At 32.7% G+C, this 14,136-nt stretch carries 15 protein-coding genes and 1 riboswitch; of the genes, 2 read left to right on the top strand and 13 right to left on the bottom strand.

Annotated elements, in window-relative coordinates; genetic code table 11:
• Positions 1-15: 15 nt before the first annotated feature.
• Positions 16-110, bottom strand: a riboswitch (TPP riboswitch).
• 254 nt (positions 111-364) lie between these two features.
• Complete coding sequence (locus tag ACKTTR_RS04370) at positions 365-2,176, top strand: hypothetical protein (protein WP_408026677.1); 1,812 nt, start codon at positions 365-367, stop codon at positions 2,174-2,176.
• A 74-nt stretch (positions 2,177-2,250) separates the two neighbouring features.
• Here ACKTTR_RS04370 and ACKTTR_RS04365 read toward each other — a convergent pair whose 3' ends face one another.
• The 3 genes from ACKTTR_RS04365 to ACKTTR_RS04355 all read right to left on the bottom strand — a co-directional run bounded on the left by ACKTTR_RS04365 (position 2,251) and on the right by ACKTTR_RS04355 (position 5,364).
• Positions 2,251-3,204, bottom strand: a complete 954-nt coding sequence (locus ACKTTR_RS04365) for an arginase (RefSeq protein ID WP_408026676.1) — start codon at positions 3,202-3,204, stop codon at positions 2,251-2,253.
• A 63-nt stretch (positions 3,205-3,267) separates the two neighbouring features.
• On the bottom strand, positions 3,268-4,554 hold the full coding sequence (locus ACKTTR_RS04360) for a citrate synthase (protein WP_408026675.1): 1,287 nt from the start codon (positions 4,552-4,554) through the stop codon (positions 3,268-3,270).
• 159 nt (positions 4,555-4,713) lie between these two features.
• Positions 4,714-5,364 carry a hypothetical protein gene (locus tag ACKTTR_RS04355; RefSeq protein WP_408026674.1) on the bottom strand — a complete coding sequence of 217 codons (651 nt, stop codon included), beginning with the start codon at positions 5,362-5,364 and terminating at the stop codon, positions 4,714-4,716.
• A 239-nt stretch (positions 5,365-5,603) separates the two neighbouring features.
• Between ACKTTR_RS04355 and ACKTTR_RS04350 the strand changes: the two genes are divergently transcribed.
• Positions 5,604-6,458 carry a neutral zinc metallopeptidase gene (locus ACKTTR_RS04350; protein WP_408026673.1) on the top strand — a complete coding sequence of 285 codons (855 nt, stop codon included), beginning with the start codon at positions 5,604-5,606 and terminating at the stop codon, positions 6,456-6,458.
• 275 nt (positions 6,459-6,733) lie between these two features.
• Here ACKTTR_RS04350 and eno read toward each other — a convergent pair whose 3' ends face one another.
• The 10 genes from eno to secY form a co-directional block, all read right to left on the bottom strand.
• Positions 6,734-8,023: a phosphopyruvate hydratase gene (gene eno, locus ACKTTR_RS04345; RefSeq protein WP_125068399.1), complete on the bottom strand. Its 1,290-nt coding sequence runs from the start codon at positions 8,021-8,023 to the stop codon at positions 6,734-6,736.
• A gap of 73 nt (positions 8,024-8,096) precedes the next feature.
• Positions 8,097-9,206, bottom strand: a complete 1,110-nt coding sequence (carA, locus tag ACKTTR_RS04340) for a glutamine-hydrolyzing carbamoyl-phosphate synthase small subunit (protein WP_408026672.1) — start codon at positions 9,204-9,206, stop codon at positions 8,097-8,099.
• A gap of 97 nt (positions 9,207-9,303) precedes the next feature.
• Positions 9,304-9,780, bottom strand: coding sequence for a 50S ribosomal protein L17 (gene rplQ, locus ACKTTR_RS04335; RefSeq protein ID WP_408026671.1), 477 nt, complete (start codon positions 9,778-9,780; stop codon positions 9,304-9,306).
• A gap of 62 nt (positions 9,781-9,842) precedes the next feature.
• Entirely contained in the window at positions 9,843-10,835 is a 993-nt protein-coding gene (locus ACKTTR_RS04330) for a DNA-directed RNA polymerase subunit alpha (RefSeq protein WP_099215313.1), read from the bottom strand.
• Positions 10,836-10,934: 99 nt separating this feature from the next.
• On the bottom strand, positions 10,935-11,540 hold the full coding sequence (gene rpsD / locus ACKTTR_RS04325; protein WP_408026670.1) for a 30S ribosomal protein S4: 606 nt from the start codon (positions 11,538-11,540) through the stop codon (positions 10,935-10,937).
• A 137-nt stretch (positions 11,541-11,677) separates the two neighbouring features.
• A complete protein-coding gene (gene rpsK / locus ACKTTR_RS04320; RefSeq protein WP_047789818.1) occupies positions 11,678-12,064 on the bottom strand; it encodes a 30S ribosomal protein S11 in 387 nt (128 codons plus the stop codon).
• 33 nt (positions 12,065-12,097) lie between these two features.
• Complete coding sequence (rpsM, locus tag ACKTTR_RS04315; protein ID WP_047789819.1) at positions 12,098-12,463, bottom strand: 30S ribosomal protein S13; 366 nt, start codon at positions 12,461-12,463, stop codon at positions 12,098-12,100.
• Between the two features lie 2 nt (positions 12,464-12,465).
• Positions 12,466-12,582 (bottom strand): type B 50S ribosomal protein L36, encoded by a 117-nt coding sequence (ykgO, locus tag ACKTTR_RS04310; RefSeq protein WP_010181906.1) that lies wholly within the window; start codon positions 12,580-12,582, stop codon positions 12,466-12,468.
• Positions 12,583-12,594: 12 nt separating this feature from the next.
• Positions 12,595-12,810, bottom strand: coding sequence for a translation initiation factor IF-1 (infA, locus tag ACKTTR_RS04305; RefSeq protein WP_024740627.1), 216 nt, complete (start codon positions 12,808-12,810; stop codon positions 12,595-12,597).
• Between the two features lies 1 nt (position 12,811).
• On the bottom strand, positions 12,812-14,131 hold the full coding sequence (secY, locus tag ACKTTR_RS04300; protein WP_408026998.1) for a preprotein translocase subunit SecY: 1,320 nt from the start codon (positions 14,129-14,131) through the stop codon (positions 12,812-12,814).
• Positions 14,132-14,136 lie beyond the last annotated feature (5 nt).

The raw sequence follows: 14,136 nt of genomic DNA, 5'->3' as shown, positions 1-14,136 counted from the left end.
AAACGATGCTTAAATTAAGATTACATAACTTTTCCCTACGCTGGTGTTAACCATATCAGGTTCAAAGGATCTTTCTCAAACTAGCGAACTAGCTACTCCTAAAGTTTACTCGATAATCGAGATGTAAGTATTAAAACTTTCTCTCGAAATAAATTACTTTTATAAATTCTTTATTTATACACTTTAACATACAGAATTTACACTCGCAAATGTAAACGTTTATTTTCTTCTTCAAGAAAAAAGTTTACTCTTTTTTAAAAAGCTTATGATATTGTATTTATGATAAATATCATGATTCGTGGTTTTTAATCAACTTAATTTAGCGCGTTAATAAAGTAACGTAACCTAAAAAAAACACTACTTCATGCACACAAAAGCACACTCATTCTACATACCTGTTATGGGTATTGGTTTTACAATAGATTCCCCCTTAAAAGTTGCCCAATACGGTATAGATTCTGTCATTTCTCTTGTTGATGATATTCTTATTGAAAAATTAAGAAAGATGTATAGTGAGAAATTTGAAATGCCCTATCAAGAAATCACAAATAAAGTGGATGATTTTAGAGCAAAACGAATTACCGCATATCTTGATTTGATGAATACTGCTGTAGATAAAAAATATGAAGAACTTAAAAAATCTGCACTAGATAAAGGAAAAGCCTTTAAAACTTACTTAGAAATGTTACCTTCTAGTTCAACACTTAAAAAAGAGTTCAAAAAGTTAACAGAAAGTAATGTAACCTTGTCTGAAATTAAATCTTGGTTAGATACACATTTGGTAAAAGGTGCAATTGATGTAAATATCATGACTAAGGTTGATAAAGATAATTACATTAAAGGAGAACAATTACCTGTAGAATATAACGATGCTCATGCTGCCTTAAGAGGGTTTGCTAAGAGTAATTTAAGTACTTCTGTAGTGCTTTCAGCAGGGATGAACCCTCGTTTATATGCTTATATGAGCACATTTGATGATTTTTATCCTACAGCAAACGGAACTTTTAAAAAGAAAATTATTTTAAAAGTAAGCGATTATAGATCGGCATTAATACAAGGTAAGTTTCTAGCTAAAAAAGGGTTGTGGGTTTCTGAATACCGCATTGAATCTGGTTTAAATTGCGGTGGGCATGCATTTGCAACAGATGGATATTTGCTAGGTCCTGTTTTAGCAGAGTTTAAAGCACAGAGAGGAAGTTTAAAAGCGACTATTGAAACTGTTTTGAAACAAGAACTCGAAAATCAAAACAGAGTTGTTCCAACACAACCATTAGATATCAAAATAACAGCACAAGGCGGTGTTGGTACTCATGAAGAACACGACTTTTTAATAAAAGAATATCAGTTAGATGCTGTAGGCTGGGGTTCTCCATTTTTGTTAGTACCAGAGGCCACAACGGTAGATAATCAAACCTTAAATAAATTGGCGCAGGCCAAAGAAGATGATTTGTATTTAAGCAATATCTCACCATTAGGAGTACCCTTTCACAATTTAAAAAACAACACAAAAGACATAGAAAAAGAAACCTTAATCAACAAGGGAAGACCAGGAAGTTCTTGTCCTAAAAAATTTGTTGCATTAAACAAAGAGTTTAAGGAAACTGGTATTTGTACCGCTTCACGTGAATACCAATATTTAAAAATTAAGGAATTAAACTCACAGAATTTAGCAGAAGATGATTATAAAAATCGTTATAACAGCATTGTAGAAAAATCATGTACTTGTGTAGGTTTAGGTACCTCTGCATTGTTAGCATATGATTTAGAAACAAAAACAGAAGGTACAGGAGTTTCTATATGTCCGGGACCTAATATGGCGTACTATTCTAAAATATCAAGTTTAAAAACAATGGTTGATCATCTTTATGGACGAGATAATGTGATTACGAGAACCAAAAGACCCCACGTTTTTATAAAAGAACTGTTTATTTATATTGATTATTTAAAAGGAAAAATAGAAGCTGCTAAAAAAGAAATAACTAAAAAAGAAAAAAAATACTTACTTACTTTTATAGCAAATATGCAAACTGGTATTACTTATTACAAAACTATGTTTACACAACTACAACATAGTTTTGAAGAAGCCAAACAGGAGATATTACAGATACTTGATAATAGAGAAAACTCTTTAAAAGCACTTGGGGCTGAACTTGAACTCCTAAAGGTAAAAAGCTAAATTATTTTTTATATTTAAATACAAAAGCGAGTCAAAATAGACTCGCTTTTATATAATATACCTTAATTGACAGCTTAAAGGCTCTTTACTTTTTTAGTTACTTCTTCAAGCACTTCAAAAGCAGTTTCAGCCATCTTATTTCCTTTTAAATCTAACAAAGGGTTCACCTCCACAAATTCTACACAAGCAATTTTGTTACTTGCTAACAACCCGTTTATAATATTGATAATTTCATATTGATCAAATCCTTTAGGCACTGGTGTTCCAGTTCCATAAGAAATCATATCACAATCCATTGCATCTACATCAAATGACACATAAATTACATCGCAATTAGATAGTTTTTCTAAAGCTTCATTTACACAAACTTCTAATCCGCGATAGCGAACCTCGTCAACCATATAGTTTTTAATACCATACTTCTCCATTTGCTTGTTTTCTGGCTCTTCCGTATCACGAACCCCAAAGAATACAATATCTTCAGGTAAAACTTTTTGTCCTGGAGTACCTATATTCTTCATTCGCTCCCATAACTCTGATGTTTCTCTGTCTACATCATTGATTTGGCAATCTAAATTATCATCTGAAATAGCAGCAGACAAAGGCATTCCGTGAATATTTCCTGATGGTGATGTATAAGGAGAATGTAAATCTCCATGAGCATCAATCCATACTACTCCGACTCTTTTAGTTGGGTTTGCTGCCTTTACTCCACTGATAGTTCCTAACGCTGAAGAATGATCTCCTGATAAAACTATTGGAAACTTCCCTTCTTGTAAATTTACTTTTACGTGATTACTTAATCGTTTACACTGATTAAAAACACTGTCAATTCGTTTTGCAAACGAATTATTTACTTTGTTATAAATAGATTCATTTTCTGTAATTACATCTTCAAAATCAAAAGAATCGAAATAATTACTTTTTTTATTTATCGCTGCAATTTCAATTGCATCTACCCCCATATCAGACCCACGAGTTCCTGCTCCAATATCTGATCTGTTTTTGATAATTTTAATTTCTTTCATCATCAGTTATTTTAAATAAAAAAAATGTCATTTAATTATTTTAAATGACACTTTTTAAATAGTTTATCTCTTGTCTAATTCTACGAACTCCCTTAAGTTCTCTCCAACGTAAACTTGACGTGGACGACCAATTGGTTCCTTATTTAAACGCATCTCTCTCCATTGAGCAATCCACCCTGGTAAACGTCCTAAAGCGAACATTACTGTAAACATTTCTACAGGAATTCCCATAGCACGATAAATAATTCCTGAATAGAAATCTACGTTAGGATATAATTTTCTGTCTACAAAATATGGATCATTTAATGCTTCTTGCTCTAATCCTTTTGCTATATCTAAGATTGGGTCTTCAACTCCTAAATCATTTAATACTTCATCAGCAGCTTTTTTGATGATTCTTGCTCTTGGGTCAAAGTTTTTATACACACGGTGTCCGAATCCCATTAAACGGAAAGGATCGTTTTTATCTTTAGCCTTCGCCATGTATTTTTTAGTATCTCCTCCATCTTCTTTAATTGCTTCTAACATTTCCAATACCGCTTGGTTTGCACCTCCATGTAAAGGCCCCCATAAAGCTGAAATACCTGCCGATAATGATGCGAATAATCCTGCATGAGAAGATCCAACAATACGTACTGTAGACGTAGAACAGTTTTGTTCATGGTCTGCATGTAAGATTAATAACTTATCTAAAGCATTAATCATAATCGGATTTAACTCATACTCATCGTTTGGTTTTTGAAACATCATTGTTAAGATGTTTTCTACATATCCTAATTTGCGAGATCCGTAATGTAATGGTAAGCCTTGTTTTTTACGTAACGTCCATGCTACTAGTACTGGGAATTTTCCCATTATCTTCACGATTGCTTTATACATATCTTCTTCTGAATCTACATTTACAGAAGATGGGTTAAAAGCTGTTAATGCAGATGTTAAAGATGATAACACTCCCATTGGATGTGCATTCTTTGGAAAAGCATCAATTATTTTTTTGATATCATCATCAACGATAGCTTCATCTAAGATATCTCCATAAAATTTATCTAATTGTACTTTGGTTGGTAATTCTCCAAAAATTAAAGCGTAAGCTACTTCTAAGAAATCTGCTTTTTCTGCTAATTCTTCAATTGAATACCCTCGGTATCTTAGAATACCTTCTTCACCATTTAAAAATGTTATAGCACTTTGGCATGAACCTGTATTCTTATATCCTGGGTCAATCGTTATAACTCCACCCGTGGCTCCTCTTAAGTTTTTAATATCAATTGCAGTTTCATTTTCTGTTCCTTTTACTAAAGGAAACTCATACGTATTTTCGCCAATTTGTAATTTTGCTATATCTGCCATTTTTTAACTATAATTTTTTATGATTGAAGTGAGTTGCGAAGATACCATTTTTTGGATTATTTTAAAAGAGCAAATAGATAGATTTTTAATATAAAAAAATAATAATTTCTTATTTAAAATCCTTTTAAGAACAAGTTACTTTTTTTATATAATAAACAATTAAAACTGCAAACCTATTGCTAACCCATAAGCTGATCGAAAAACCATATTATCAGGCGTCTCATTTCCTAAAAGAGGTTTTTTAATAGCATAAGAATCATTATCCCAAAAAACATTAAAAGTAACTCTAAAGTCATCAAAATCTTCTAATTCTATAATAGGAAATTGTAATCCAAATCTTATATTTCCTTCTCCTCCTTCATTTTTTACATTGTCTGAAATACCAATACTTCTTGCTGTCATAACATACATATTAACGCCTTCGTAGTTTTTAAAATAATATCGTAAAGTTGCTCCTAGTTTTAACCCTGTAATACTTTGTTGTGATTGGTGTTGTATACCTACCACTGCTCCTAAAGTTAATTTTCTTATAATAGGGTAATTTATGTTATAAAATAATTCGAAAGATAAACGTCTTTTAAATTCTTGAGCGGAAAAATATTCATCTGTACTAAAATAATATTTGATTTCACTTGGAAGAGAAGATCCAAACTCAACTGTTTGAATAAACTTAGGAGGTAATTTATTTGGGTTCTTTTCTCCTTTAGAAATTTCTTTACCCGTTTGTACCGCATCATAAATACTTATTTGAGCATTCGAAAGGTAAACTGTAAAGAATATTGTAATAAATAGAATTATTGTTCTTTTCATAGCTTATAGATGTCTAACTTTTTATTTTCTAACTAACAAAAATAATACCACATACTCAAAAAAGCCCACATTTATGTACAGGTTTCCAAATCGATAAAACAAATAAAAGTGTTACTTTATTTATTTACAAAAAAAACAACATTACGATAAAAAATGTTAAATTTTTATTATTTTTTTATCAATCAGATAACTATACCTACTTTTCGTAAAAATTAATTCAATTCACAAAACCTTTCACAATGAAAAAAATTAAATTTATTATTGCATTATTATGCATATCCTTTCTTACTGTACAATGTACCCAAGAAGAAAATAACCTTACAAACGACAACGCACCTACAGGCATTAGTTCACCAAGTATGTTAAATGTTAACAACGCTGACCACTACACAGTTGATGGCTTTGGCCCTAACTCTTATTGGGCAGAATATATAGTTAACCAATCTACTACTAATTTTTTAAGGACTGAACACAATGAAGCTGCAAGTTTTTTTGGAATGGGTAATGTACCTTTATACTTGGCAGGTGGAGACGGAACTTTCAATGCTCTTTCTTTTTCTAACGGTTATATTGTATGGGGTGAGGAATTGTTAGCTAGTGCTTTAAACTATGGTAATGCTGCCATTGCTTACGTTGCTGCTCATGAAATGGGACATCAGGTACAATTTAGGGATAATACTATACCTAGCGGTAATCACGTTAGTGCTACTGAATTAGAAGCTGATGGATTTGGAGGATATTTTATCCGAAGAACTTATACTAGTGACTGGAACACTGCTGCTAGTGCTTATAATTTTTCACAAACATTAGCTGGACCTAACGGAAGTTCTCACGGTACTGCATCTCAAAGAAGATCAGCTTTTAGATTAGGGTATTTATTAGGAGATAACGGAACTTATTCTAACAGAAATTTTGATAGAAACTTCTTTTACTACTATGACTATTATGTTGTAGGTGGTAGATTAAAATTAGAATTAAAAAAGCCAGCGTCTATAGAACAAAGTCAGCATGAAAATATTGTAGCTCACTTAGAGGAATTACATAAAATTTACACAGGTGAAATTTCTGAAGAAGAATTCTTAAACTTAAATTAATAAACAACTAAAACAAACGAATTGAATTTGATTTCAAAGGTTGTCTTATATTTTAAGACAGCCTTTGTTTCTTTATTTATAAATCTAGATTATTCATTCCGTTATATTTTCAAATAAAGACTAACTATTGGCATTTCGTATTATACACTAGGATTCAAAATTAACTTTCAAAACACTTTGTACTTACCTTTCTTATCATCAAAAAAGATACCTTTTTTATAATTAAAAAAAGCCCGTACTTAAGTACGAGCTTTAAAGTTTATATGTAAAATAAATTATTTTACTTTAAATGCTTTTTCTTGTGGATAATAAGCTACATCAGCTAATTCTTCTTCAATACGTAACAATTGATTGTATTTAGCCATACGATCTGAACGTGAAGCTGAACCTGTTTTAATTTGTCCACAGTTTAATGCTACAGCTAAATCAGCAATTGTATTATCTTCAGTTTCTCCAGAACGGTGGCTCATTACTGAAGTGTAACCTGCATTATGTGCCATGTTTACTGCTGCAATTGTTTCTGTTAATGTACCTATTTGATTTACTTTAATTAAGATTGAATTTGCAATTCCATTCTCAATTCCTTTTGATAAACGCTCAACGTTTGTTACAAATAAATCATCTCCAACTAACTGAACTCTATCTCCTACTTTTTCTGTTAACATCTTCCATCCATCCCAATCGTTCTCATCCATTCCATCTTCAATAGAAATGATAGGATATTTTTCACATAACTCTGCTAAATAAGCAGCTTGCTCTTCAGAAGTTCTTACTGCTCCTTTATCTCCTTCAAACTTTGTGTAATCATATTTTCCATCTACATAAAATTCTGCAGAAGCACAATCTAATGCAATCATTACTTCCTCTCCAAATTTGTATCCAGCGTTTTTAGTTGCTAAAGCAATTGTTTCAATAGCGTCTTCAGTTCCTTCAAGCGTTGGAGCAAACCCACCTTCATCACCTACTGCTGTAGATAAATTACGATCGTGTAAAACCTTCTTTAAATTGTGAAAAATTTCAGAACCTACTTGCATTGCTTCTGTAAAGTTTTGAGCTTTTACTGGCATAACCATAAACTCTTGGAATGCAATTGGTGCATCTGAATGCGAACCTCCATTAATGATATTCATCATAGGAACTGGTAACGTGTTTGCTGAAACTCCGCCTACATAACGATATAATGGTAATCCTAATTCATTGGCTGCTGCTTTTGCTGCTGCTAAAGAAACACCTAAAATAGCATTTGCTCCTAAAACTGATTTGTTCGGAGTTCCATCTAAATCAATCATAAGTTGATCGATCATGTTTTGCTCAAATACAGACACTCCTAATAACTCTTGGGCAATAACTGTGTTAACATTTTCAACCGCTTTTAATACACCTTTACCCATATAGTTATCACCTCCATCACGTAATTCAACAGCTTCGTGTTCTCCTGTAGAAGCTCCTGATGGTACTGCTGCTCTACCTACAATTCCATTTTCAGTAGTTACATCTACTTCTACTGTTGGATTTCCTCTTGAATCAAAAATTTGACGTGCATGAATGTTTATTATGATACTCATAGTTATTTGCTTTTAATATAGATTCCCGTGATTGTTAATTCACGGGAATTTATTTATTATACTTTTTAAAAATTTATGCTTTTACTTTTTTGATGTTCTCGATAAACTGGTCAAATAAGTACTCTGCGTCATGTGGTCCAGGACTAGCTTCTGGATGGTACTGTACAGAGAATACATTTTTAGACTTCATTCTAATACCTGCAACTGTATGATCGTTTAAGTGTACATGTGTTATTTCCACATCAGAATGCGCTTCTGTTTCCTCTCGATTGATAGCAAAACCGTGGTTTTGAGAAGTGATTTCTCCTTTTCCTGTCAGTAAGTTCTTTACCGGATGGTTAATTCCTCTATGACCATTGTGCATCTTATAAGTAGAGATTCCGTTAGCTAAAGCAATTACTTGATGTCCCAAACAGATACCAAACAATGGTAAATCTTTTTCGATTATTTCTTTTGCTGTCTTTTGAGCTTCTACTAAAGGCTCAGGATCTCCAGGTCCGTTAGAAATAAAATATCCATCTGGATTAAATTCACTCATTTGTTCGAAACTTGCATTGTAAGGATATACTTTAATATAAGCTCCTCTTTTTGCTAAGTTTCTTAAAATGTTTTTCTTGATACCAATATCTAAAGCTGATATTTTTATTGGAGCGTTTTCATCACCGACAAAATAAGGTTCTTTAGTTGATACCTTTGAAGCTAATTCTAATCCTTCCATATTAGGAGTATCAGCCAATTGCTTCTTTAATTCGTCTATTTTCTCTACTTCAGTTGAAATAATAGCATTCATAGCTCCATTTTCTCTAATGTAAGATACTAACGCACGTGTGTCAACATCTGAAATAGCTACTAAATTGTGTTTTTCGAACCAGTCGAATAAGTTTCCATCTGAATCTACACGAGAGTGTGTAAAACTAAAGTTACGACAAATTAATCCTGAAATTTTAATTCCCTCAGATTCTACTTCTTCGTTATTAACTCCATAATTACCAATATGAGCATTGGTAGCTACCATTAATTGTCCGAAGTAAGAAGGATCTGTAAAAATTTCTTGATATCCTGTCATACCTGTATTAAAACAAATTTCTCCTGTTGCGGTTCCTTCTATCCCAATAGATTTACCGTAGAAAATAGTTCCATCTGCTAATAGAACTAATGCTTTTTTACGTGTTTGATATTTCATTTAGTGGTGTTGTGTAATTTGTTTGCAAAAATATATAAAAAAAGGGACAAACATTAAATGTTTATCCCTTTGATATAATTTATAAAAATTCTCATTTTTATTCTTCTTCTTGTGAAGTTTGAGTTTCAACAGCTGCTGCTTCAGTTTTCTTCGCTCCACCACGACGGCTACGACGAGTACTCTTTTTAGCTTTATTTCCTTTTGGATCGTATAGCTCATTGTAATCAACTAATTCAACCATTGCCATAGGAGCGTTATCTCCTTGACGATTTCCTAACTTGATAATACGAACATATCCTCCTGGTCTGTCTGCAACTTTTACAGAAATTTCTTTGAATAATTCTGTAACAGCTTCCTTGCTACGTAAGTAACTAAATACTACACGACGGTTGTGAGTTGTATCGTCTTTAGATTTTGTAATTAAAGGCTCTACAAACTTACGTAAAGCTTTCGCTTTAGCTTCAGTAGTATTAATTCGCTTGTGCTCTATTAAAGAACAAGCCATGTTAGATAACATCGCTTTTCTGTGCGCTGTTTTTCTTCCTAAATGATTAAATTTCTTTCCGTGTCTCATGACATTTGGTTTTAGCTCTCATCTTGCTACTACCCTATTTTAGGGGAGCAAACTATGAAAGGTTAATCTTTATCTAATTTGTATTTGCTTAAATCCATTCCGAAACTTAAACCTTTGTTAGCCACTAACTCATCTAATTCAGTTAATGATTTTTTACCAAAGTTTCTGAACTTCATTAAATCGCTTTTGTTAAATGATACTAAGTCTCCTAAAGTATCTACTTCTGCAGCTTTTAAACAGTTTAAAGCACGAACAGATAAGTCCATATCTACTAATTTCGTCTTTAATAACTGACGCATGTGTAATGATTCTTCATCATATGTTTCAGTTTGTGCAATTTCATCTGCCTCTAAAGTGATACGCTCATCAGAGAATAACATAAAGTGGTGGATTAAAATCTTAGCTGCTTCAGTTAAGGCATCTTTAGGATTGATAGATCCATCAGTATCGATATCGAAAACTAACTTTTCGTAATCGGTCTTTTGCTCTACACGGAAATTTTCAACAGCGTATTTTACATTCTTTATTGGAGTGTAAATAGAATCTGTAAAAATTGTTCCTAAAGGTGCACCAGCTCTTTTGTTTTCTTCTGCTGGTACAAAACCTCTACCTTTTTCAATGGTAATTTCAGCATTTAACGTTACTGATTTGTCCATGTTACAAATAACTAAATCTGGATTTAGTACTTGAAAACCTGAAATAAACTTTTGTAAGTCACCAGCTGTTAACTGCTCTTGTCCTGATATTGCTATAGAAACTGTTTCTCTGTCTGATTCTTCAATCTGTTTCTTAAAACGTACTTGCTTTAAGTTTAAGATAATTTCTGTTACATCTTCTACAACACCTTGAATAGTTGAAAACTCATGATCAACTCCGTCGATACGTAATGATGTAATAGCAAATCCTTCAAGAGATGATAATAATACTCTTCGTAATGCATTACCAACTGTTAATCCAAAACCTGGTTCAAGAGGTCTGAATTCGAATCTTCCTGAAAAATCAGTAGACTCAATCATTATTACTTTATCAGGCTTTTGAAAATTTAAAATTGCCATATTATTTTTCTTCGTTTTAATTGTTATTTAGTTGCGCGGTTTATAAGTGTGAAGAAATACGAATAAACCCTTTGGCCAAATACCAATATGATTAATTTATTACTTAGAGTATAATTCTACGATTAATTGCTCTTTAATGTTTTCAGGAATTTGTAATCTCTCTGGAGCTTTTACAAATGTTCCTGATTTTTGATCAGCATTCCAAGTTAACCACTCGTAAACATTACTGTTAGATGCTAATGAATTTTCAATAGCTTCTAAAGATTTAGATTTTTCTCTAACCGCTACTACATCTCCTTCTCTTAAACTATAAGATGGGATATTAACGATGTCTCCATTTACGGTAATGTGACGGTGAGATACTAACTGACGTGCAGCTCTACGTGAATTTGCAACACCTAAACGGTATACTACGTTGTCTAAACGAGATTCACATAATTGTAATAAGATTTCACCTGTTACTCCTTGAGAAGCTGATGCTTTTTTGAAAAGGTTACGGAACTGACGCTCTAAAATACCATAAGTATATTTAGCTTTTTGCTTTTCCATTAACTGGATTGCATATTCAGATTTTTTTCCTCTTCTTTTACCTACTCCGTGTTGTCCTGGAGGGTAATTTCTTTTCTCGAAGTTCTTATCGTCTCCGAAAATTGCTTCGCCAAACTTACGAGCAATCTTAGTTTTTGGTCCTGTATATCTTGCCATTTCTAATTAGTTTAGTAGGGATTATGAATTAAGGCTTACTCCTTCGATAATCTGTAAAATCCTACTGTGTTAAAATACTTAATTTTCTGCGCACAAAAGTACGCTAAAATAAAGTATAAGTTGAAAATTAATTCAACTTATACTCTACGTCTTTTTGGTGGACGACATCCATTGTGAGGGATTGGAGTAACATCAATGATTTCTGTTACCTCGATACCTGAATTGTGGATAGATCTGATTGCAGATTCTCTACCGTTACCTGGTCCTTTAACATACACTTTTACTTTACGTAAACCTGCTTCTTTAGCAACGTTTGCACAATCTTCTGCTGCTAACTGAGCTGCGTAAGGAGTGTTCTTTTTAGAACCTCTGAAGCCCATTTTCCCTGCAGATGACCAAGAAATAACGTCACCTTTTTTGTTTGTTAAAGAAATAATAATATTGTTGAAAGATGCAGTTACGTGCGCTTCACCAACTGACTCTATTACAACTTTACGTTTTTTTGTTACTTTCGACTTTGCCATAATTCTTTACTATTAGTAAAAAATAATCATTGATTATTTTTTCTTGTTAGCTACAGTTTTTCTCTTACCTTTTCTTGTACGAGAGTTATTCTTTGTTCTTTGTCCACGTAATGGTAAACCAAGTCTGTGACGAATACCTCTTTGACATCCGATGTCCATTAAACGTTTAATGCTTAATTGAACTTCAGAACGTAACTCACCTTCAATAGTGTAAGTTCCAACTTGCTCACGAATTGCTGCAATTTGATCATCAGTCCAGTCTTGAACTTTGATACTTTCATCTATATTGGCAGCAGCTAAAACTTCTTTAGCTCTGCTTCTTCCTATACCAAAGATGTAAGTTAAAGCGATAACACCTCTTTTATTCTTTGGAATATCTATACCTGCGATTCTTGCCATAACTACCCTTGTCTTTGTTTAAATCTAGGATTCTTTTTGTTAATTACATATAATCTGCCTTTTCTGCGTACAATTTTGCAGTCGGCACTTCTTTTCTTTAATGATGCTCTTACTTTCATCAGTGTGTGTTTTTAATATCTGTAAGTAATTCTTGCCTTTGATAAATCATACGGACTCATTTCTAACTTTACCTTATCTCCTGGTAATAGTTTAATATAATGCATACGCATTTTTCCTGAAATGTGAGCCGTAACAATATGTCCGTTCTCTAATTCTACTCGAAACATTGCATTTGATAATGCCTCTGTAATGGTTCCGTCTTGTTGAATTGCTGGTTGTTTAGCCATATTATTTTAATGATTTTCTGTTACTGTTACCTGTTTTCATTAAACCGTCGTAACGACTGTTTAATAAATACGAGTTAATTTGCTGAATAGTGTCTATTGCAACTCCTACCATAATGATTAATGATGTTCCTCCATAAAACATTGCCCAGTTTTGAGTAACTCCAAACTTTACAATGATTGCTGGTAAAATAGATAAAGCTGCTAAGAAAATAGATCCTGGTAATGTGATTTTCGACAATACTGAATCTAAAAAGTTAGCTGTTTCTTCACCTGGTTTATAACCTGGAACAAAACCATTACTTCTCTTTAAGTCTTCCGCCATTTTATTCGTTGGAATAGTAATAGCTGTATAAAAGTAACTAAAGACAATAATTAATAAAGCAAATATAACGTTATACCATAAACCGTTAATATCAGTTAAACTGTTCAATGCTGGGTATTTTTGCCCTAATGCTATTGGTAAAAACATAATAGCTTGTGCAAAGATAATTGGCATTACTCCAGCCGCATTCAATTTTAAAGGAATGTACTGTCTTGCGCCATCAACATCTTTAATGTTTGTAACTGCTGTACGACGTGCGTATTGAACGGCTACTTTACGTACTGCTGTAACTAATAATACGGTTAACAAGATTACTACAAACCAAACTATTAATTCGATTAAAATCATCATAATTCCTCCAGCACCAGCAGTTTGCTTAGAAACTAATTCTTGAATAAATGCTGCTGGGAAGTTTGCGATAATACCCACGGTAATTAATAATGATATTCCATTACCAACTCCTTTATCTGTAATACGCTCTCCTAACCACATTGCAAAAATTGTTCCTGCACTTAAAAGAATGATAGATGATACCCAAAATGTTGCTCCTGTTACTAAGAATGCTTCTTGCGGTAATCCCATTTGATTTTGGATTACTCCAATATAGGTTGGCGCCTGAAACAATGTAATAGCAATCGTAAGCCATCTTGTTATTTGCGTAATCTTCTTACGTCCACTTTCTCCATCTTTTTGTAGTTTTTGTAAGTATGGTACCGCAATACCCATTAACTGAACTACAATAGATGCAGAAATATAAGGCATTATACCAAGTGCCATTACTGACGCTCTAGCAAATGCCCCACCTGTAAATGCGTTTAATAAACCTAAAAGTCCACTGTCAGTACTGTCTTTTAATGCTGATAACTGAGTAGGATCAATTCCTGGTAATGGAACTGCTGCCATAAAACGGTAAACAGCGATTAAACCTAAGGTTAAAAGTAATTTCTCTTTTAACTCTTCAATCTTCCAAATGTCTTTTAAAGTATTTATAAAATTCATCATTT

Source organism: Tenacibaculum litoreum (assembly GCF_964513915.1).
GTDB classification, from domain to species: domain Bacteria; phylum Bacteroidota; class Bacteroidia; order Flavobacteriales; family Flavobacteriaceae; genus Polaribacter; species Polaribacter litoreum.
The sequence above is the reverse complement of the archived record's forward strand: the minus strand, read 5'-3'. Positions and strand labels throughout refer to the sequence as shown.